Below are 16,711 nucleotides of genomic sequence, written 5' to 3'. Positions count from 1 at the left end.
CCGAACGGAACGGGGCGGCGAGGTGTCGTCCCCTCGCCGCCCCGGTTGCTCCGGCGGTGCCGGTCGTCCGCCGCCGCCCGGCAGGTCGGCGAGGGACTCGGACCACCGTATGCCGTGGGCCCCGCGGGCTCGCACCCGCGTCTCAGTCCCCGGCCCGTGCCGGCCCCGACCGGGCTCAGATGGCGAGGGCCGGGTCGAGCTCGATGACGGTGGAGCGCTGGGCGGCCCGGGCGAACACCGTCTCGCCGGGCTCGAGCGCGAGATCGCCGGCGTCGCGTCGGGTCAGCTGGGCGGCGAACCGCTCGCCCGACTCGGCGCGCAGCTCCACCCGAACCTCGAAGCCGAGCGGCACGACCCGCTCGACGACGGCCGCGACGATGCCCGGCGACCCGCTGACCTTGTCGTCCAGGGCTCGGGCCATCGCCCGGTCGCGCTCGAGCGCGATGTCGTGGGGTCGCACGAGCTGCCCGCCGAGGCGGGCCACCGAGCCGAGGAAGCCCATGACGAAGTCGTTGGCCGGGCGCTCGTAGAGCGTCACCGGGTCGCCCACCTGCTCGATGCGGCCGTGGTTGAGCACCGCGATCCGGTCGGCGACGTCGAGCGCCTCCTCCTGGTCGTGGGTCACGAGCACCGTGGTCACGTGGACCTCGTCGTGCAGGCGCCGCAGCCACGTGCGCAGGTCGGCGCGCACCTTGGCGTCGAGCGCGCCGAACGGCTCGTCGAGCAGGAGCACCTCGGGGTCGACGGCCAGCGCCCGGGCCAGGGCCATCCGCTGGCGCTGGCCGCCGGAGAGCTGGGCGGGGTAGCGGTCACGGAAGCCCTCGAGACCGACGATCTCGAGCAGCTCGCCGACGCGTCGGTCGATGTCGGCCTTGGGCCGCTTGCGGATCGACAGGCCGAAGGCGACGTTGTCGCGCACCGTCATGTGCTTGAACGCCGCGTAGTGCTGGAAGACGAACCCGATGCCGCGCCGCTGCGGCGGCTCCTTCGTCACGTCGCGGCCGGCGATCGTCACGACTCCGGCGTCGAGGCCCTCGAGGCCGGCGATCGAGCGCAGCAGCGTCGACTTGCCCGACCCGCTCGGCCCGAGCAGCGCGGTGAGCGAGCCGCTCGGGATGTCGATGCTGACGTCGTCGAGGGCGAGGAAGGAGCCGTAGCTCTTGCGGGCGTCGGTGACGGTGATCATCGGGTGCTCCTCTTGCGGTCGAGCAGGGTCATGAGCAGCAGCACGACGAGCGCCATGCCCATGAGGACGGTCGCGGCGGCGTACGCGCCGTAGGTGTTGTGGTCGTCGATGTAGCGCGAGTGCACGAGCAGCGTCAGCGTCTGCGACACCCCGGGGAACCCGGACGACACCATGATCACGGCACCGAACTCGCCGAGCGCGCGGGCGACCGTCAGGACGATGCCGTAGGTCAGGCCCCACCGGATCGCCGGCATCGTGATGCGCCAGAAGGTCTGCCAGCCGTTCGCGCCGAGGGTGGCGGCGGGCCTGCTCGAGGTCTCCGTGCGCCTTCAGGCCGTCGGCGCCGCGGACGAGGCGGCGGAACTCCGTGACGTCGAGGGCGTGCTCGCCGAGGCGCAGCTCGTAGCCGAGGGGGCGGGTGACGACGAGGCCGGCGTCGTGGTTCGCGAGTCGCCGGCGCAGGCCGGCGATGAGGTTCTGCAGCTGTTGGCGGCCGGTGCGGGGCGGCTCGCCCCACATCGCGTCGATGATGCGCTCGGTGGGCACCAGGCGGTCCGCGCCGAGCAGCAGCATCGACAGGACGAGCCGCTCGCGGGACCCGCCCAGCCCGACGACGGCGCCGGCGTCACCGACGACCTCGAGCGGCCCGAGCACACGAAAAAGCACACGCCATTGATACCGGACCGGTGCCTCCCGGTGCGGTTCGCGCGCCGACCTGACGTCATCGGACACCGCCGGCCCGCATCACACCCACCCCTGTCGGGTGTGACGCGGGCCGGCGGCCCAGGAGGTGCCGCTGGGAGGAGCGGCAGGGGCGGCCCCCGTGGGGGCCGCAGGTCGGTGGTGGTGCGAACACCACGCTCGCCGACGCCGCTAACAAGCGGCTAACAGCGCGCCTGGCCGCACACCCGCGCCGCGCCGACGCCGGTTCAGGCGTGCGGGTTCATCCGCCAGTCGTAGCCGGAGCAGCCGCCCGACCCGCACACGCGGATGGCGAAGGCGTCGACCTCCTCGTAGGCGGCCTTGTAGTACGTGCTCGTGCGGACCGGGTCGGAGCCGCAGCCGCCGCTGTCGGTGCGCTCGCCGACCTTGATCCACACCATGTCCTGGATGGTGCCGCCGTGGCCGACGTAGAGGTTGATCGTGGCCGCGACGCCGTCGCCGGGGCAGCGGTCGTTGACGTAGAGGTCGTTGATGTTGACGCGGGTGGCGCTGACGAAGTCGAGGTAGGCCGAGCCGTAGGCCCGGCCGTCGGGTGAGGTGGCCGAGACGCTCCCGTCGTCGGCCGAGGCCGGCGCTGCCGTGAGCACCGCGCTGGACAGGGCGAGGACGAGGGCGCCGACCGCGCCGGCGACCGTGGTTCTGCGCTGCATGGGAGACCTCCTGTGTGGTGGAGCCCCGACGCTGCCGGTCGCCGGTAACCGGCGCCTAACAACCGGCGCCCGTGCGGGCCGGTGCCGGGTTAGCGGCGTGTTAGGGCGGGCGCGCATCGTCGGCGCCACCACCACCGCCGTCCGGGCCGCGAGCCGCTCGCACCCGGCAGCCCGAAGGAGACCGTCCATGACGACCGACACCGACCTCACGCAGACCGCGCCCCGCGCGGCGCGCCGGCCGATGACCCGCCGCACCGTGCTGCGCTCGACCCTCGCCGGGGCGATGGTCGCCGCTGCAGCGGCCACCGTGGCCACGGCCGCACCGGCCAGTGCAGCCCCCAACGACCCGATCTCGCGCGCCGACGTCATCGCCCGCGCCCAGAACTGGATGGACCGCAACATCCAGTACAGCCAGTCCGGCACGGCCACCGGCCCCTCCGGCACCTACAGCTGGCGGCGCGACTGCTCCGGCTTCGTGTCGATGGCCCTCAAGCTGGGCCCGACCGGCCTGAGCGCGCCGAACACCAACGCGCTCGCGACCTCGACCTACAGCTTCGGCATCTCCAAGGCCAACCTCAAGGCGGGCGACTACCTCGTCGACCCCGGCAACCACGTCGTCCTCTTCCAGAAGTGGGCCAACGCCGACCACACGCAGTTCTGGCTCTACGAGGAGTCGAACCCGACGACCGACATGGAGCACCGGGTCGCCAACCTCAGCAGCTACGCCGGCTACCTGGCCCGTCGCGCCAACAACATCCGCGACTGACGCCTCGCCACCGCCTGGCACCGCCTGTCGGCGTGCGCCGGTCGCGCCGGGTCCTCGTGGCCCGGCGTGGCCGGCGTCCGCGCGTCCGTCGCGGCCGGCGCCCCTGCCGGCGCCCCGGCCGGCGCCCCAGCCGGCGCCCAAGCCGGCGCCCCTGCCGACGCGTCAGGGCTCGAGGAGCACCGGCCCGGGGCCGTGCTCGGCCAGGACGTCCGAGGGGTTGTTGAGCGCGCACGTGCGCAGCGAGAGGCAGCCGCAGCCGATGCACGAGTCGAGCTGGTCGCGCAGCTTCTCGATGCGCCGGATCTGCTCGTCGAGGCGGGGCCGCCACGAGCGCGACAGGCGGGCCCAGTCGCTCGCCGTCGGCGTCCGGCCGTCGGGCAGGGTCGACAGGGAGGCCGCGATCTCCTCGAGGGACAGCCCGACCCGCTGGGCGGCGCGGATGAACGAGACGCGTCGGATCGTCGCGCGCTCGTAGCGGCGCTGGTTGCCCGTGGTGCGCACCGACGACACGAGCCCGAGCTCCTCCCAGTACCGCAGGGCGGAGGTTGCGACGCCGGTGCGCTCGGCCACCTGCCCGATGGTGAGGCCCGACATCTCAGGCGATCCTCGCCTCGGGCAGCCGCGACACGATCTCCTCGACGGTCTCCTCCGGGGTCTGCTGCGAGCTGTCGAGCCAGAGCCCGATGTGCGGCGTCTCGGAGCGCACCTTCTCGTCGAAGTCGCGGATCGACCAGAGGTCGCCGTAGCCGACCTTGACGCGCTCGGCCTCGCGCCGCATGACCGTGCCGACGTCGGGGGCGAGCATGACGAGGCTGAGCGGCCGGGCGCCCACCTGCTCGAGGAACGGCATGAGGCTCGTGCCGACGAAGAGGTCCTGGACGACGACGGTGAAGCCGGCGTCGGCGTACGCGTCGGCGGTGCGCGCGGTGATGCGGTGGCGCAGGGCCAGCTGACGCTCCGCCTCGGGGTCGCCGTGCGGCGACATGTCGACGCGCCCGCGCACGACGACCCGACGGAACTCGTCGCCGCGCAGGTGCACGGCGCGGCTGAACCGTTCCGCGAGCAGCTGCGACACGGTCGACTTGCCCGCGGCCATGACGCCGGTGACGACGACGACCTGGGCGGTGTCGAGGGCGCCGTGGAGGAAGGCCCGTTCGCTCACATCGCACACCTTAGGCCGCCGATGCCGGGAATGTCGCCGGACTTCAGGTGACGTTCAAGTTGCGGGCGGGTGGTGGGCGGCGCCTGCCGGGGCCGCGGACACCGAAACCGGTTGACGCGACGGGGAGGATGGCGCCCGTGCGCACCTACGAGCAGCTCGTCACCGAGGCCGAGTCCGCCGACGTCACCGGTTGGGGCTTCGGCTGGCTCGACGGGCGGGCCACCGAGGAACGGCCTCCGTGGGGCTACGTGCGGCTCCTCGCCGAGCGGCTGCCCACGGCGGCCTCCGTGCTCGACCTCGACACCGGCGGCGGGGAGGTGCTCGGTGAGGCGCTCGGTGAGGCGCTCGCCGCGGCCGCGTCGCTCCCGCAGCGGCTGGCGGCCACCGAGGGGTGGGCGCCCAACGCCGACGTGGCCCGCCGCGCGCTGGGGCGCTTCGGCGTCGAGGTGCTCGATGCCGCGCCGGGGGAGCCGCTGCCGGTGCCCGACGCGTCGGTCGACCTCGTGACGAGCCGGCACCCGGTGCGCCCGGACTGGGACGAGGTCGCGCGCGTGCTCGTCGACGGCGGCACCTACCTGGCCCAGCACGTCGGTCCGGGCTCGGCCTTCGAGCTCGTCGAGGCCTTCCTCGGCCCGCAGCCCGAGGCTCGACGCGGCAGGGACCCGCACACCGAGGCAGCGGCCGCCGAGGCCGCCGGCCTCGACGTGCTCGACCTGCGAACCGCCCGCTGCCGGATGGAGTTCCACGACGTCGGGGCGATCGTGTGGACGCTGCGCAAGTGCGTCTGGTGGGTGCCCGACTTCAGCGTCCAGCGCTACGACGGCGTGCTGCGCGGGCTCGACGAGCAGCTGCGCCGGGGCGAGCCGTTCGTGGCCCACTCGAGCAGGACCCTCTTCGACGCGCGACGCCGCCCGCGCTGAGCGGGCGGCGTCGGGTCGCGGGCGGGGCGGCCGGGAAAGACGCCGGTCTCACGCCTGCCGGGCGCTCGGCCTCAGGCGTAGGCGTCGACCTCGTCGGGCGTCGCACGGCGCACGACGACGCGCGTCCACGCGCCGACGTAGAGCCGGTCGTCGTCGCCGAGCTCGGTCTTGGGGCCGACGGGGATCGGGTGGTCGGGCAGCGGACCCGACGCCGGCCCGACGTACGTGCCGTTCGAGCTGCCGAGGTCCTCGACGAACCAGCGCGTGCCGTCGGTCGTCAGCTGCGCGTGGCGGCGGCTGACGCCCGGGTCGGACGACAGGTCGATCTCGGGGTGGGTGTTGCGGCTCGTGGACACCCGGCCGAGCAGGACGCTCTTGTGCCGCAGGGGCATGATGACCGGCAGCCCCGGCGAGGGGCAGGGGTCCTCGGCCTCCTGGGTCTGGTACCAGTCGGGGTCGATCCACACCTCGGCGAGCCACTCGAACGGCTCGGCCGCCGGGGCAGCCGGCTCGGCCGGTGCACCGGTGGGGTCGCCCGCGGCCGCGGCCGGGGCCGACCCGGACGCCTCGCCACCCGCGTCGCGCGGCATGGCGCCGGTCGTGAAGTCGTAGCCGCACGCCTCGCAGAAGAGCGCGCCGTCGGCGTTCTCGGTGCCGCAGTTCGGGCAGGCGAGGGCCGTGGGCGTCGCCGGCTCGGCGGGAGCCGCGGGCGTCGCCGGCTCGGCCGCGCCGGACGGGTCGAGGTCGAGCGAGGAGCGGCCCCCCGGAGCGGCGCCGGTGGCCGAACCACCCTGCGACGCAGCAGAACCCGCCGCCGCGCCAGCCGCCGCGCTCGGCGCCGCCGACGCTGCCGGCTGGGCCGACGCGTCGATCGGCGACCCGCACGTGTCGCAGTAGTCGTCGGCCTCGGACGTGTGGCCGTTGGGGCAGACCGCACTCATCGGCGCACCCGGCTCGTCTTCGTCGAGGCGGTGTCGAGCGACATCTCGTCGATCTTGCTCGCGCCCTTCTTGAGGCGGACGGTGCCGGTGTCGGCGTCGTCGATCTCGACGACCTTGCGCAGCCGGGAGGTCATCTCGTCGTTGCCGGTGAGGCCGGCCAGCTGCACGGCCCGGCCGAGCTTGGAGGTGGCGACGTCGTCCTGGCCGGCGGCCTTGGCGGCCAGGCCCTCCTGGATGACCGTGGCGAGCTCGGCCTGCCCGGTGTAGGCGGCCACCGCGGGGTCGATGCGGGTCGTGAGCGAGTCGTCGTTGCTCCACTTGGCCTTGACGAGGCCCTGGGCGAGCGGGTCGGAGCCGAGCGAGATCTGCACGCGCGCGGCGAGCTGCTCCTGCCCGAGCGTGCGGGCCGGGAGCCGGACGGCGACGTGGTAGTCGCGGCTCTCGTCGCTCCACGCGCCGGTGGGGTAGGCGTTGGTCAGCGGGTTGATCGCCTGGCGCCGCGGCGTGAGGTCCTCGAGCGTCGGGGACACCTGCTTGACGAAGAGCAGCTCGGCGCCCTGGGGCACCCACACCCGCAGCTCGGCGTTGGCGACGCCGCGCGACATCGACGCGCGCATCATCGCCTCGAACTCGGCCGCCATCTCCTCGGGGGCCGGGATGAGGTCGACGGTGCCGAGCAGGGCCGAGGCGATGCCGCGGACCTCGTCGACGCGCCACTGGTCACCGACGCCCCGGCAGTCGCACTGGAACGCCCCGAGGCAGCCGCGGACCGCCGCCTGCAGCGAGGCCGGGGTCTCGCCCTCGTTGACGCCGTCGGTGAGCAGGATCGCGTGGCGCTTGGTCACGTGGGGGACGGTCTCGAAGATCTGCCGGGCGAGGGTCAGCCACGTGCCCATCGCCGTGCCCCCGTTGGCGCGCAGGCCGTCGATGGCCCGCCCGGCCTCGGCGCGGGTCTGGGCCGACATCGGCACGAGCGCGCCCTGGTGGCTGTAGGGGTAGACGATCTGGGCGGTCCCGTTGCCGGCGACGACGGAGAACAGCGTGCCGTCGACGATCTCGGCGAGGGCGGCCTTGGCGGCCTCGCCCGCGGCCGAGACACCGCGCCGGCCCATCGAGCCGGACGTGTCGATGAGGATGACCTCGGCCGCCGACCCCGGGTCGGAGAGCCCGGTGGAGCTCCCGGCCGAGGCGCCGGTCGAGGTGATGCGCACGATGGCGTGCACGTCGGTGCCGCCGTCGGGCAGGAACTCGTTCTGGAACACCTCTGCGGTGAAGTCAGCCATCGATCGGGTCCCCTTCCTCGGGCGCGCCGGTCGTCGCGCCGTCGTTCACTGTCGATCCTTGCCCAGCCAGTCTGGCGAGGGCAACCGTGATGTTGTCGCGCCCGCCCTGCTCGTTCGCGAAGTCGACGAGGGCGCGGGCGAGGTCGGCCGGTGCGTCACCGACGCGGGCCGCGCTCTCGCGCAGCAGGGCCCGCAGGCCCTCGGCCTCGGAGCGGTAGTTCCACAGGCCGTCGGAGCAGACGAGCAGCCAGCCGGGCGTGTTCGTCAGCGCCGTCAGCGTGGTCAGGTGCGGCGTGAGGTCCTCGGGGGCGTCGCGGCCGAGCCACCGGGTGATCGAGTGCGCGTGGGGGCCGGTCTCGGCCTCCGCGCGCGGCACGCCCGCCGCCATCTGCTCCTGGGCGAAGGAGTCGTCCTCGCCGAGCTGGCGGGCCGGTTCGGCGTCGGCGTCGGGCAGCCAGTAGGCCCGGCTGTCGCCGACGTTGCCGGTCACGACGACGCCGTCCTCGACGACCGCTGCGACGAAGGTGCACGACGGCGGGTTGGGCACGTCGTCGACGACGGCCGCGGTGACCGCCTCGTTGGCGCGGGTCACGGCGGCGGTCAGCGCGCGGCCGGCCGTGACCGCCCACGCCTCGGGCGTGCCGGCACCGCGCGGGAACGGCTGGTCGAGCACCGCGCGGGCGGCCTGGGCGGCGGCGAGCGAGGCGATGTGGGAGTCGGTGGCCATCGAGACGCCGTCGCAGACGACGATCACGGCCCGCGACCCGGGTGCCTCGTCGGCGCTCAGCGACATCGCGTCCTCGTTGCGCGAGTGGCGCCGGCCGATGTCGCACAGGCCCGCCACCCACGAGGCCGGCGCCTCGGCGAAGTGGTCGCGGGGGTTGGGCGGGGGCGAGCCGCAGCGGTCGCACCAGCCGTCGACGATGCGTCCCTCGTGGCACGTCGGGCACGTATCGTCGGGCTCGGCGCCCGGGCCGCCGACCGGGGCCGAGGGCACCGCCCCGGTCCACCCGACGTCGAGCGGCGACTCCTCGCCGGCCGGTGCCGTCTGCGGGGTGGCGGCCACCGCGACGGCGGGCTCCGGCGCGCTCGCCTGGGGCAGCCCGGTGCCGAGCATCGACGCCGTCAGCTCGGTGCCGCACGCCTCGCAGAAGGTCGCGTCGGCGGGGTTGGCCGTGCCGCATGAGGGGCAGTGCCGCTCGCCGGTCGGGGCCGCGCCGTCGGCGGCGGCCGCCTCGGGGGCGGGGGCGTCGGGGAGGCCGTGCGCAGTTGGAGTGCCGGGCACGTCGGGCACGCCGGGCGCGCCTGGCACGCTGGGCGCGGTGGGGGGCAGGTCGGTCACCAGAGGCTCCAGGGTCGGATGGTGTTCGCCTCGTCGACGAGCGGCACGCGCTCGTCGAGCTCGGGGGTGCGGCGGGCCAGCTCGCGCAGCGACTCCTCGAGCCCGAGCCGCAGCCCGGTGGGCGTGGTCTTGTGCTCGCCGAGGAGCAGGTCGGTCTTGGTGCCGCTCTTCTCGACCTTGGCGAGCGCCTCACGGTAGATGAGGGTCGTCAGCTCGGCCTTGCGCCGCGCCGACAGCGAGGTGTCCTCGAGGGTGCGCAGCGCCTCCGCGAGGTCGGGCAGGCCGCGGTTGGCCCGCGCGAGCAGCTCGGCGAGGCCGGCCCGGGCGGTGCGGAAGGCGCTCGACTGCGGCGGCACGAGCCGATAGGCGCCGACGGCGCCGTCGACGTCGCGTCGGGCGGCCCGGATGCGGGCCAGGCCGAAGGCCGCCATCGGCACGTACGTCGAGTCGGTGCGGGCGCACGCGGTGTAGAGGTTCTCGGCCACGGCGTCGTCGCCGGCCTGCTCGGACGCCTGGGCGAGCGCCAGCTTGGGGGCGAGCTCGCCCGGCACCTGGCCGTACACGGCGTTGAACGCGGCCTGCGCGGCCTTGGAGTCGCCGCGCTCGAGGGCCGCCAGGCCCTGGATCCACACGGCGCGCCACTCCCACGGGTCGGCGGCGAGCAGCTCGGTGGCCGTGGACTCGGCGACGTCGCGCTTGCCGGAGTCCAGGGCGGTGCGGGCGATGTCGAGGAGCACCTCGGTGGTGCGGGCGGCCGCGCGCTCGAGGACGGCGAGCCGCTCGGTGGGCGAGCCGGTGACGGTGCTGAGCCAGCCGGTCTGCGGGTCGTGCGGGTCGCGGCGCAGCGCGGGCAGGTTGCGCCAGTCGTCGGGCTCGGTGCCCGGCGTCGGCACGTCGAAGAGCAGCGAGCTGACCGTGGTCGACGCGGCGCCGGCCCCCTGGTCGAGGGCCACGACCTCGCGGAGCACGCCGACCATCTGCGAGCGCAGCTCGTCGGCCGACACGAACCGGTCGTCGCGGTTGGGTGCGCACGCCTTGGCGACGAGGCGGTAGAACGCGTCGTACTTCTGGAAGACCGGCACGGAGTCCTGCGGCGGCAGGGTGTTGAGGTAGGTCGTCTGGTAGCCGCGGAACTCCATCGTCAGCACGACGAGCGTGCGCCCGATCGTGTAGATGTCGCTCGCCACCGAGACGCCGAGCTCGGCCACCTCGGGCGCCTGGTAGCCGACGGTGCCGAAGATCGCGGAGTCCTCGTCGTCGGCCCGGCGCACGCCGCCGAGGTCGATGAGCTTGACCTCGTCGCCGACCTGGATGATGTTGTCGGGCTTGAAGTCGCAGAAGACGAGCCCGAGGTCGTGCAGGTACTGGAACGCCGGCAGGATCTCGAGCAGGTAGGCGATGGCCTGGTCGACGGGCAGCGGGTCGTAGCGCCCCGCTGCCTGCATCCGCTGCTTGAGGATCGACTTGAGCGACGTGCCGCCGACGTACTCCATCACGATGTAGCCGGCGTCGTCGTGGGTGACGAAGTTGTAGATCTCGACGATGTTCGGGTGCGAGACCTGGGCGAGGAAGCGCTGCTCGGCGATCGCCGCGGCGAGCGCGTCGGGGTCGGCCGAGTTGAGCAGGCCCTTGAGCACGACCCAGCGGTCGGAGACGTTCTTGTCGCGGGCCAGGTAGATCCAGCCGAGGCCGCCGTGGGCGAGGCAGCCGGCGACCTCGTACTGGCCGGCCACGAGGTCGCCGGCCTTGAGCTTCGGGTCGAACGAGAACGGCTGGCGGCACTTGGCGCAGAAGCCGGTGGTGCGCCCCGGCTTGCCGTCGCGGCCGCGGCCGACGGGCTCGCCGCACTTGGGGCAGAACCGCTTGTTCTCGGGGACGGTGGGGTCGGTGAGCAGGGCCTTGGACGCGTCGATCGTCGGGGCGGGGCGCACCGTCGTGATGCCGCCGCCCAGGCGGGCGGCGCGGAGGCGCTGCGAGCCGCTGGTGCGGCGCGTCGCGACGCTGCCGCCCTGCCGGGCGCGCTTGGAGCCCAGGGCGGTCGAGGCGAGGTTGCTCGAGGCGGCGGACCGCGTCGAGAGCTCCGGGCCGACGCCGGCCGGCTCGCTGCCGGGCTGGGTCGGCCCCGAGCCGCCGGAGCCGGTGCGCGCGCTGCCGCCGACCGGCGCCAGCGAGGCGACCTCCTCCTGCGCGGCGGGCGTGCCGCACACGTCGCAGTAGCCGGCGTCGATCTTGCCGGAGCACCCCGGCTGGCGGCACGGCGTGCCGTCGGGGACGGTGCCCACCGACGTGCCCACCGATGCCCCCGCCGACGTGCCCACCGACGCCCCCGCCGGGCTCGCGGACGCGGCGGCCGGCGTGCCCACCGACGCCCCGGCGGCGGCGGACGCGGAGGAGGTGGAGGGCGCGCTGACGGACAGCGACGTGCCCGCGGCCATGCCGCACACGTCGCAGTAGCCGTCGACGATCTGCCCGGAGCACCCGGGCTGCATGCACTTCATGGACGCTGCCTCTGCGGTCTGGGGGTGGGACGGGGACGCGTCGCCGCGTCGACGTAGGCCTGGTAGGCCGCTGCGAGCGCCCGGGCGCGGGCGACCGGCAGCGGCGTCGTCGCGAGCACCGCGTCGAGCCGTGCGCGCAGGTCGGCGACGTCGGCGGTGGTGTCGGGGTCGAGGGTGGCCGAGGCGGCCATCGCGCCGACGGCACCGGCCAGGCCGACGACCTCGTCGCGCTCGGCCAGGCCCGCGGCGTACGTCTCGTGCGCGAGGTCGAGGGCGCGCCCGACGCGGTCGAGCCTGTCGCGGAAGGCGGCCAGCTCGGCGGCACCCTGCGGCACCGGGCCGAGGGCGCGGACGTTGGGGATTGCCAGGTGCGGGGCCGGGGTGATCGCGGCGAGGCAGGCCCGCTCGAGGGCCCGGATGGCCTCGGCCCGCGCGTCGAGCTCCTCGACCTGCTGCTGCGTGCGGATGCGGCTCTTGGCGGCCGAGGCCCGCTCTGCAGCGGCCACGATGAGGTCGCGCTCGAGCACCGCGATGTCGATCTCGAGCGGGGCGATGAGCCCTCCGGTGTCGGCGCCGCGCCGGGCGCGCTCGACGACGTCCTCCATGCGGCGGTCGAGGCGCGCCAGCTTCTCCGCGGCCTCGTCGCGCTGGGCGCCGGCCGGCACGAGCGGCACCTGGTCGCGGACGCGTTCCAGTCCCGCCCGGGCCACGGTGATGCGCTGGCTCGCCTCGGCGGCACCCGGCGCCAGCGAGGCCCGCGCCTGCAGCGTGCGGGTCAGGGAGTCGAGCAGCCGGCAGGCCTCGGGCAGGCTCACCGCGAGCGACCCGCTCGAGGGCAGCGACAGCTGCTCGGAGGTGTTGGAGTCGAGCCTGCCGTGGATGAGCGTCGAGAGGCGCTCGGCCTCCTTCGGCCCGACGCGCCCGCCGTCGAAGGTCGTCTCGAGCAGGACGAGCCGGTCGTTGACGGCCTTCCAGAACGTCAGGGCGACGGTGAGGTCGGTGGTGATCGAGGCCTGCTCGGCCGGCGTCAGGCGCAGGACGGCGCGGTCGACCTCGCCGAGGTCGGCGCGGCGCTGGGCCACCCAGTCGCGCAGCGCGAAGAGGTAGGTCTGGGCCTCGGCCGCCTGCACGGGCACGCCGAGACGGCCCGGTGCCGTCGGGGCGACGACGCCGACGCCCGGCTCGGGGGCCGGGCCGGACGCGGGGGCGGGGACGGCGGTCATCCGCGTCCGTACACCGGGGTCGGGGGCTTGGGGGCCGGGCCGAGCGGGCCGGCGAGCCAGCGGTCGTACATCTGCTTCCACTCACCGCTCGCCTCGAGGTCGGCGATGACGCGGTTGACGTAGCGCGCGAGGTAGACGTCGTCCTTGTTCATGCCCAGGCCGTACGGCTCGACGGTGATCGCGGGGGCCTTGGTGACGACGGTGTTCGGGTCCTGCGCGGCGAGGCCGGCCAGGACGGTGTCATCGCCGGTGATCGCGTCGGCCTTGCCCTGCTGGAAGAGCACGAGGCACGCCGTGTGGGTCGGGGCCGTCACGACCTCCGGCCCCTTGACCTGCTCGAGCTTGGTCAGCGACGTCGTGCCGCTGGGGGCGCAGACCTTCCTGCCCTTGAGGTCCTGCAGCGACAGCGTCGCGGCGTCCTTCAGGGTGCGCCCCACGAGGACCTTCTGGCCGGAGCGGTAGTACTCGGCCGAGAACGCGATCTTCTGCCACCGGTCGCACGTCATCGACATGTTGCGGGCCACGAGGTCGAGCTCGCCGGCTTCGAGGAGGGGGAGGCGGTCCGCGGCCGTGATGACCCGCAGCTGCACCTTGCTCGGGTCGCCGAAGATCGCCTTGGCCATCGCCCGGGCCATGTCGATGTCGAAGCCCTGCAGCCTGCCCGTCGACGGGTCGTTGGCGCCGAAGAGGTAGGTGTCGGCCGAGACGCCGACCCGGAGGTAGCCGCGGGTGAGGATGTCGCGCATCCGCTGGTCGGTGATCTCGGCTCGGGTCGGCAGGCTCGGCAGCGGGTTGTAGGACTGGGTGGCGTTGTCGCACGCCTGCGGCGTGACCGCCGGGGCGGCCGAGCTCTTCGCGGGGGTCTTGACCGGCACCGGCGTCGCCTCGTAGGTGACGCTCGAGCAGGCGCCGAGCGCCCCGAGCGCCGCGACCGCGACGGCCGTAGTCAGGGCCCGGCGGGCGGCGCGGGGCAGGGTGAGGTTCATCGGTACTCCTCGATCCGCTGGCCGAAGCCGCGCACGACGAGCCACGCGGCGACGAGCGCGGCGATGGCGAGGGCGGCGGCGTAGTAGGGGGCCGAGCCGCCCAGGCCCTCGAGGTTCGCGACGGCGCTCTGGCTCGCCTTGTCGCGCTGGGCGGCGGCGGCGTTGTCGAAGGCGGTGAAGGCCGTTGCGGCGCCGTCGGCCGCGATGCTCGTCGACAGGGCCACGGCCTGGTCCCACTGGCCGTTGTCGTCGAGCGAGCGGACCTTGGTGTGGACGCCGCGGTAGGCGTTCCAGTCGGCCAGCAGGGTGCTGTCGTCTCCGAGCGCGGTGCGCACGGCGGTGTCGTCGGTCTTCCACTTCTTCTCGTACGACGCCCCGGAGCCGCGTTTGATGAGGGTCAGGCTCTCGTTGGCGCGGGCGTCGTTGGCGGCGGTCGTGACGCCGGCGAGCTGCACGGCGGTCTTGAAGTCGCCCTGCTGGACGTTGCGGGTCGCGTTGCCGATGCCGCCGATGGTCGACGCCGCCACGAAGAGCCCGACGACGAGGATGACGATCGCGGCCGAGAGCGACGGGTTGAGGTAGCGGTGGGTGCGCTTGGCCAGCCAGACCGCGATGAGCACCAGGGCGATGAGCGACACGAGCCCGACCAGCAGCTGCAGGCTCGAGTTGCTGCGGTCGAACTCCGCGGACGCGCGCTGCTCGTTGGCCGAGACGACCGCCTCGACGATCGGGATGGCGTCCGAGCGCAGGCCGTCGCTGGCCTGTGTCAGGTACGTGGCCCCGATCGGCAGGTTGAGGCGGTTGTTGGCGCGGGCCTGCTCGACGAGCCCGACGTAGGTCTGCACCTGCTGGGACAGCGCGCCGAGCGCCGTGCCGTCGGCGGGCTGGGCCGCCGCGGCCTCGGACAGCGCCTTGGCGACCGCACCCATCGCCTCCTCGTAGCGGGCGCGCGAGTCGGCCGACTCGACGCCACCGACGAGGAACGCGTTGGTGGCGAGGGCGTCGGCACGGAGCAGGTCGACGTGGATCGACTGCGCCCGCACGACCTGCGCGGTGTTGTTGGCCGCACGCTCGACGGCCGCCTGCGAGGCGAGGAGGGCGTTGGCGCTGATGGCACCGAGCAGGAGCGCGGCGATGACGCCGACGAGGCCGTACAGACGCATCCGGCCGGGGGTCCCGTGCAGCAGGCGGTCCGCGACGCCGCGGGCGCCGGGCAGGCTGCCGGCGATGGTGCGCGTGCCGCCTCCGGCCGGGCCCGTGCCGCCGGGCCGGTTCGCGGGCGCGCCGGCCGGCACGGCGACGGGGATGTTCGTCCTCGGGGCGCTCATGCGGTGTCCTCGCTCGGGTCCGGGCTCTCGGTGTCCCGGGTGTCGTCGTTCTCGTGCTGGTCGTGCTGGAACTGCTGGTCGTGCTGGTCGTCCTGGTCCGAGACTGCCTCGCCGGCCGGGGCGGTTCCATCAGGGTCTGCCCTGAGCGGTTCCGGATCCGAGGCGTCCGCTGCCGGGGTGGCGGGGGCCGTCTCGGGCTCGTCGGGCTGCTCGGGCTCGTCGGGCTGGTCGGTGAAGTCGTCTGCGGTGAGTAGACGCAGCTCGTCGCGCGTCGGCTCCTTCGCGTCGCGCAGCCGCCACGCGTGCCGGGACACGGCGGCCTCGAAGAGGTTGCGCGAGAAGCGTCCGTTGCCGAAGGCCGACGAGCGGACCGTCGCCGTCAGGATCTCCCGGACGGTGTCGCGGGCCTGGGGCGTCAGCTCGTAGTCGCTGCCCTCGGCGATGGAGTCGAGGATGCGCATCAGCTCGTCGTCGGAGTAGTCGTCGAACTCGATCGTCGTGGTGAACCGGCTCGCGAGGCCGGGGTTCTGGGCGATGAAGGCGACCATCGGGTCGGGGTAGCCGGCGACGATGACGACGAGGCGCTCGCGACGGTCCTCCATCTCCTTGACGAGGGTGTTGACGGCCTCCTGCGCGTACTGGTCGCCGGTGAGGGAGTAGGCCTCGTCGACGAAGAGCACCCCGCCGTCGGCCTTCTCGCACACCTCGGCGGTCTTGAGCGCGGTCTGGCCCACGTAGCCGGCGACGAGCTCGCTGCGGTCGACCTCGACGAGCTGACCCTGGGGCAGCAGCTGCAGTGCCCGGTAGATGGCCCCGATGAGGCGCGCCACGGTGGTCTTGCCGGTGCCGGGATTGCCGACGAAGACGAGGTGGCGGCTCATCCTCGGTGCCTTGAGGCCAGCCTCGGTGCGCAGCTTCTCGACGGTGAGCAGCGCGACCTGGCGGTGCACCTCGCGCTTGACGCGGTCGAGGCCGATCATCTCGTCGAGCTCGGCGAGCAGCTCCTCGACCGTCTTCTCCGGCTCGGCCGGCTCCTCCGGCTGTGTGGGCTGCTGCGGCGCGGCATCGGTGCCGGTGGCCGCCGCCCCGGCCGGGCCGACGGCGGCCGGGTCGCCTTGTGCACCAGCGGGACCCGCAGCTCCCAGGGGCCCCGGGATCGACGGGCGCAGCACGTCGGGGGACGCCGACCCGAGGCCGGGGATGCCGGCCGGCCACGCGGCGGACGCCTGCGGCACCGGCACCGACGCGCCCCGCGCGGCAGCGAGGTACACGCCCGAGGCGGCCGACGCGTTGGCGATGACCCAGATCGGCGCCGTGCCGAGCATGACGGCGGCGGAGGCCACCTCGGTCAGCGCCTCGGCGTACTCGTCGGCGAGCGAGTGCCGCGACCCGACGAGCGCCTCGAGCAGGTCGGTCGGGGCCGCCCGCCAGCGGCGTCCGCGGGAGGCGGCGTCGAAGAAGGCGGCGTTGATGCTCGCGAGGTCGGTGAGGCCCGGGTGGGCCACCTCGGCCCAGCCGGGCGCCGCCTCGGGCACGGCCTCGGCGAGGGCGGCCGCGACGCGCAGCCCCTCGTCGCGCGCGGCCGCCGGGTCGAGGCCGGCCTCTGCGGCGACGTCGGTCAGCTGCTCGAGGCTCTCGGCCAGGCGCGAGTCGCCGCCGTCGGTTCGGCGGTCGGGGGCGTCACGGGGTGCATCAGGCATGCG

General features: G+C 74.5%; 15 protein-coding genes and 1 pseudogene. 2 read left to right on the top strand and 14 right to left on the bottom strand.

Annotated features, from left to right (window positions below; genetic code table 11):
- Window positions 1–175: 175 nt before the first annotated feature.
- The 4 genes and pseudogenes from BIV28_RS06160 to BIV28_RS06145 all read right to left on the bottom strand — a co-directional run bounded on the left by BIV28_RS06160 (window position 176) and on the right by BIV28_RS06145 (window position 2,559).
- Window positions 176–1,186, bottom strand: coding sequence for a sulfate/molybdate ABC transporter ATP-binding protein (locus BIV28_RS06160; protein ID WP_076260344.1), 1,011 nt, complete (start codon window positions 1,184–1,186; stop codon window positions 176–178).
- Window positions 1,183–1,440: an ABC transporter permease family protein gene (locus BIV28_RS06155; RefSeq protein ID WP_242652791.1), complete on the bottom strand. Its 258-nt coding sequence runs from the start codon at window positions 1,438–1,440 to the stop codon at window positions 1,183–1,185. Before BIV28_RS06155 ends, BIV28_RS06160 begins: the two co-directional genes overlap by 4 nt.
- A 205-nt stretch (window positions 1,441–1,645) precedes the next feature.
- A pseudogene (locus BIV28_RS20510) lies at window positions 1,646–1,759 on the bottom strand (hypothetical protein); the annotation flags it as partial.
- A gap of 356 nt (window positions 1,760–2,115) precedes the next feature.
- On the bottom strand, window positions 2,116–2,559 hold the full coding sequence (locus BIV28_RS06145; RefSeq protein WP_076260225.1) for a hypothetical protein: 444 nt from the start codon (window positions 2,557–2,559) through the stop codon (window positions 2,116–2,118).
- Between the two features lie 187 nt (window positions 2,560–2,746).
- On the opposite strand from BIV28_RS06145, the gene BIV28_RS06140 reads away from it, so the two are divergent.
- The gene (locus BIV28_RS06140; RefSeq protein ID WP_076260224.1) at window positions 2,747–3,325 is read left to right on the top strand and encodes an NlpC/P60 family protein; all 579 of its coding nucleotides are present in this window, start codon (window positions 2,747–2,749) and stop codon (window positions 3,323–3,325) included.
- A gap of 162 nt (window positions 3,326–3,487) precedes the next feature.
- On the opposite strand, the gene soxR is transcribed toward BIV28_RS06140, so the two are convergent.
- Window positions 3,488–3,919 carry a redox-sensitive transcriptional activator SoxR gene (gene soxR / locus BIV28_RS06135; RefSeq protein WP_076260222.1) on the bottom strand — a complete coding sequence of 144 codons (432 nt, stop codon included), beginning with the start codon at window positions 3,917–3,919 and terminating at the stop codon, window positions 3,488–3,490.
- A 1-nt stretch (window position 3,920) separates the two neighbouring features.
- Window positions 3,921–4,487 carry an AAA family ATPase gene (locus tag BIV28_RS06130; protein ID WP_076260221.1) on the bottom strand — a complete coding sequence of 189 codons (567 nt, stop codon included), beginning with the start codon at window positions 4,485–4,487 and terminating at the stop codon, window positions 3,921–3,923.
- 137 nt (window positions 4,488–4,624) lie between these two features.
- Between BIV28_RS06130 and BIV28_RS06125 the strand changes: the two genes are divergently transcribed.
- The gene (locus BIV28_RS06125) at window positions 4,625–5,407 is read left to right on the top strand and encodes a class I SAM-dependent methyltransferase (protein WP_076260343.1); all 783 of its coding nucleotides are present in this window, start codon (window positions 4,625–4,627) and stop codon (window positions 5,405–5,407) included.
- Between the two features lie 71 nt (window positions 5,408–5,478).
- On the opposite strand, the gene BIV28_RS06120 is transcribed toward BIV28_RS06125, so the two are convergent.
- The 8 genes from BIV28_RS06120 to BIV28_RS06085 are packed head-to-tail and all read right to left on the bottom strand — an operon-like array spanning window position 5,479 to window position 16,708.
- On the bottom strand, window positions 5,479–6,348 hold the full coding sequence (locus tag BIV28_RS06120) for an FHA domain-containing protein (RefSeq protein WP_076260219.1): 870 nt from the start codon (window positions 6,346–6,348) through the stop codon (window positions 5,479–5,481).
- A complete protein-coding gene (locus tag BIV28_RS06115; protein ID WP_076260218.1) occupies window positions 6,345–7,631 on the bottom strand; it encodes a VWA domain-containing protein in 1,287 nt (428 codons plus the stop codon). The genes BIV28_RS06120 and BIV28_RS06115 overlap by 4 nt, the downstream gene beginning before the upstream one ends.
- Window positions 7,624–8,973: a PP2C family protein-serine/threonine phosphatase gene (locus BIV28_RS20410; protein WP_278247761.1), complete on the bottom strand. Its 1,350-nt coding sequence runs from the start codon at window positions 8,971–8,973 to the stop codon at window positions 7,624–7,626. Before BIV28_RS20410 ends, BIV28_RS06115 begins: the two co-directional genes overlap by 8 nt.
- Entirely contained in the window at window positions 8,970–11,471 is a 2,502-nt protein-coding gene (locus BIV28_RS06105; protein WP_076260216.1) for a serine/threonine-protein kinase, read from the bottom strand. The genes BIV28_RS20410 and BIV28_RS06105 overlap by 4 nt, the downstream gene beginning before the upstream one ends.
- Window positions 11,468–12,694, bottom strand: coding sequence for an AAA family ATPase (locus tag BIV28_RS06100; protein WP_076260214.1), 1,227 nt, complete (start codon window positions 12,692–12,694; stop codon window positions 11,468–11,470). Before BIV28_RS06100 ends, BIV28_RS06105 begins: the two co-directional genes overlap by 4 nt.
- Complete coding sequence (locus tag BIV28_RS06095; protein ID WP_076260213.1) at window positions 12,691–13,680, bottom strand: glutamate ABC transporter substrate-binding protein; 990 nt, start codon at window positions 13,678–13,680, stop codon at window positions 12,691–12,693. The genes BIV28_RS06100 and BIV28_RS06095 overlap by 4 nt, the downstream gene beginning before the upstream one ends.
- Window positions 13,677–15,008, bottom strand: a complete 1,332-nt coding sequence (locus BIV28_RS06090; protein WP_076260211.1) for a hypothetical protein — start codon at window positions 15,006–15,008, stop codon at window positions 13,677–13,679. Before BIV28_RS06090 ends, BIV28_RS06095 begins: the two co-directional genes overlap by 4 nt.
- Complete coding sequence (locus tag BIV28_RS06085; protein WP_076260209.1) at window positions 15,005–16,708, bottom strand: AAA family ATPase; 1,704 nt, start codon at window positions 16,706–16,708, stop codon at window positions 15,005–15,007. Before BIV28_RS06085 ends, BIV28_RS06090 begins: the two co-directional genes overlap by 4 nt.
- Window positions 16,709–16,711 lie beyond the last annotated feature (3 nt).

The sequence above is a fragment of the Intrasporangium flavum genome (assembly GCF_001956915.1).
Lineage (GTDB): Bacteria > Actinomycetota > Actinomycetes > Actinomycetales > Dermatophilaceae > Monashia > Monashia flava.
The sequence above is the reverse complement of the archived record's forward strand: the minus strand, read 5'-3'. Positions and strand labels throughout refer to the sequence as shown.

Bases quoted from the DNA above. Each gene is read 5' to 3' on its own strand.
- BIV28_RS06115 (WP_076260218.1), bottom strand. From the start codon at position 7,631: ATGGCTGACTTCACCGCAGAGGTGTTCCAGAACGAGTTCCTGCCCGAC.
- BIV28_RS06145 (WP_076260225.1), bottom strand. From the start codon at position 2,559: ATGCAGCGCAGAACCACGGTCGCCGGCGCGGTCGGCGCCCTCGTCCTC.
- BIV28_RS06120 (WP_076260219.1), bottom strand. From the start codon at position 6,348: ATGAGTGCGGTCTGCCCCAACGGCCACACGTCCGAGGCCGACGACTAC.
- BIV28_RS06160 (WP_076260344.1), bottom strand. From the start codon at position 1,186: ATGATCACCGTCACCGACGCCCGCAAGAGCTACGGCTCCTTCCTCGCC.
- BIV28_RS06090 (WP_076260211.1), bottom strand. From the start codon at position 15,008: ATGAGCGCCCCGAGGACGAACATCCCCGTCGCCGTGCCGGCCGGCGCG.
- BIV28_RS06095 (WP_076260213.1), bottom strand. From the start codon at position 13,680: ATGAACCTCACCCTGCCCCGCGCCGCCCGCCGGGCCCTGACTACGGCC.
- BIV28_RS06155 (WP_242652791.1), bottom strand. From the start codon at position 1,440: ATGCCGGCGATCCGGTGGGGCCTGACCTACGGCATCGTCCTGACGGTC.
- BIV28_RS06085 (WP_076260209.1), bottom strand. From the start codon at position 16,708: ATGCCTGATGCACCCCGTGACGCCCCCGACCGCCGAACCGACGGCGGC.
- soxR (WP_076260222.1), bottom strand. From the start codon at position 3,919: ATGTCGGGCCTCACCATCGGGCAGGTGGCCGAGCGCACCGGCGTCGCA.
- BIV28_RS06105 (WP_076260216.1), bottom strand. From the start codon at position 11,471: ATGAAGTGCATGCAGCCCGGGTGCTCCGGGCAGATCGTCGACGGCTAC.
- BIV28_RS06100 (WP_076260214.1), bottom strand. From the start codon at position 12,694: ATGACCGCCGTCCCCGCCCCCGCGTCCGGCCCGGCCCCCGAGCCGGGC.
- BIV28_RS06140 (WP_076260224.1), top strand. From the start codon at position 2,747: ATGACGACCGACACCGACCTCACGCAGACCGCGCCCCGCGCGGCGCGC.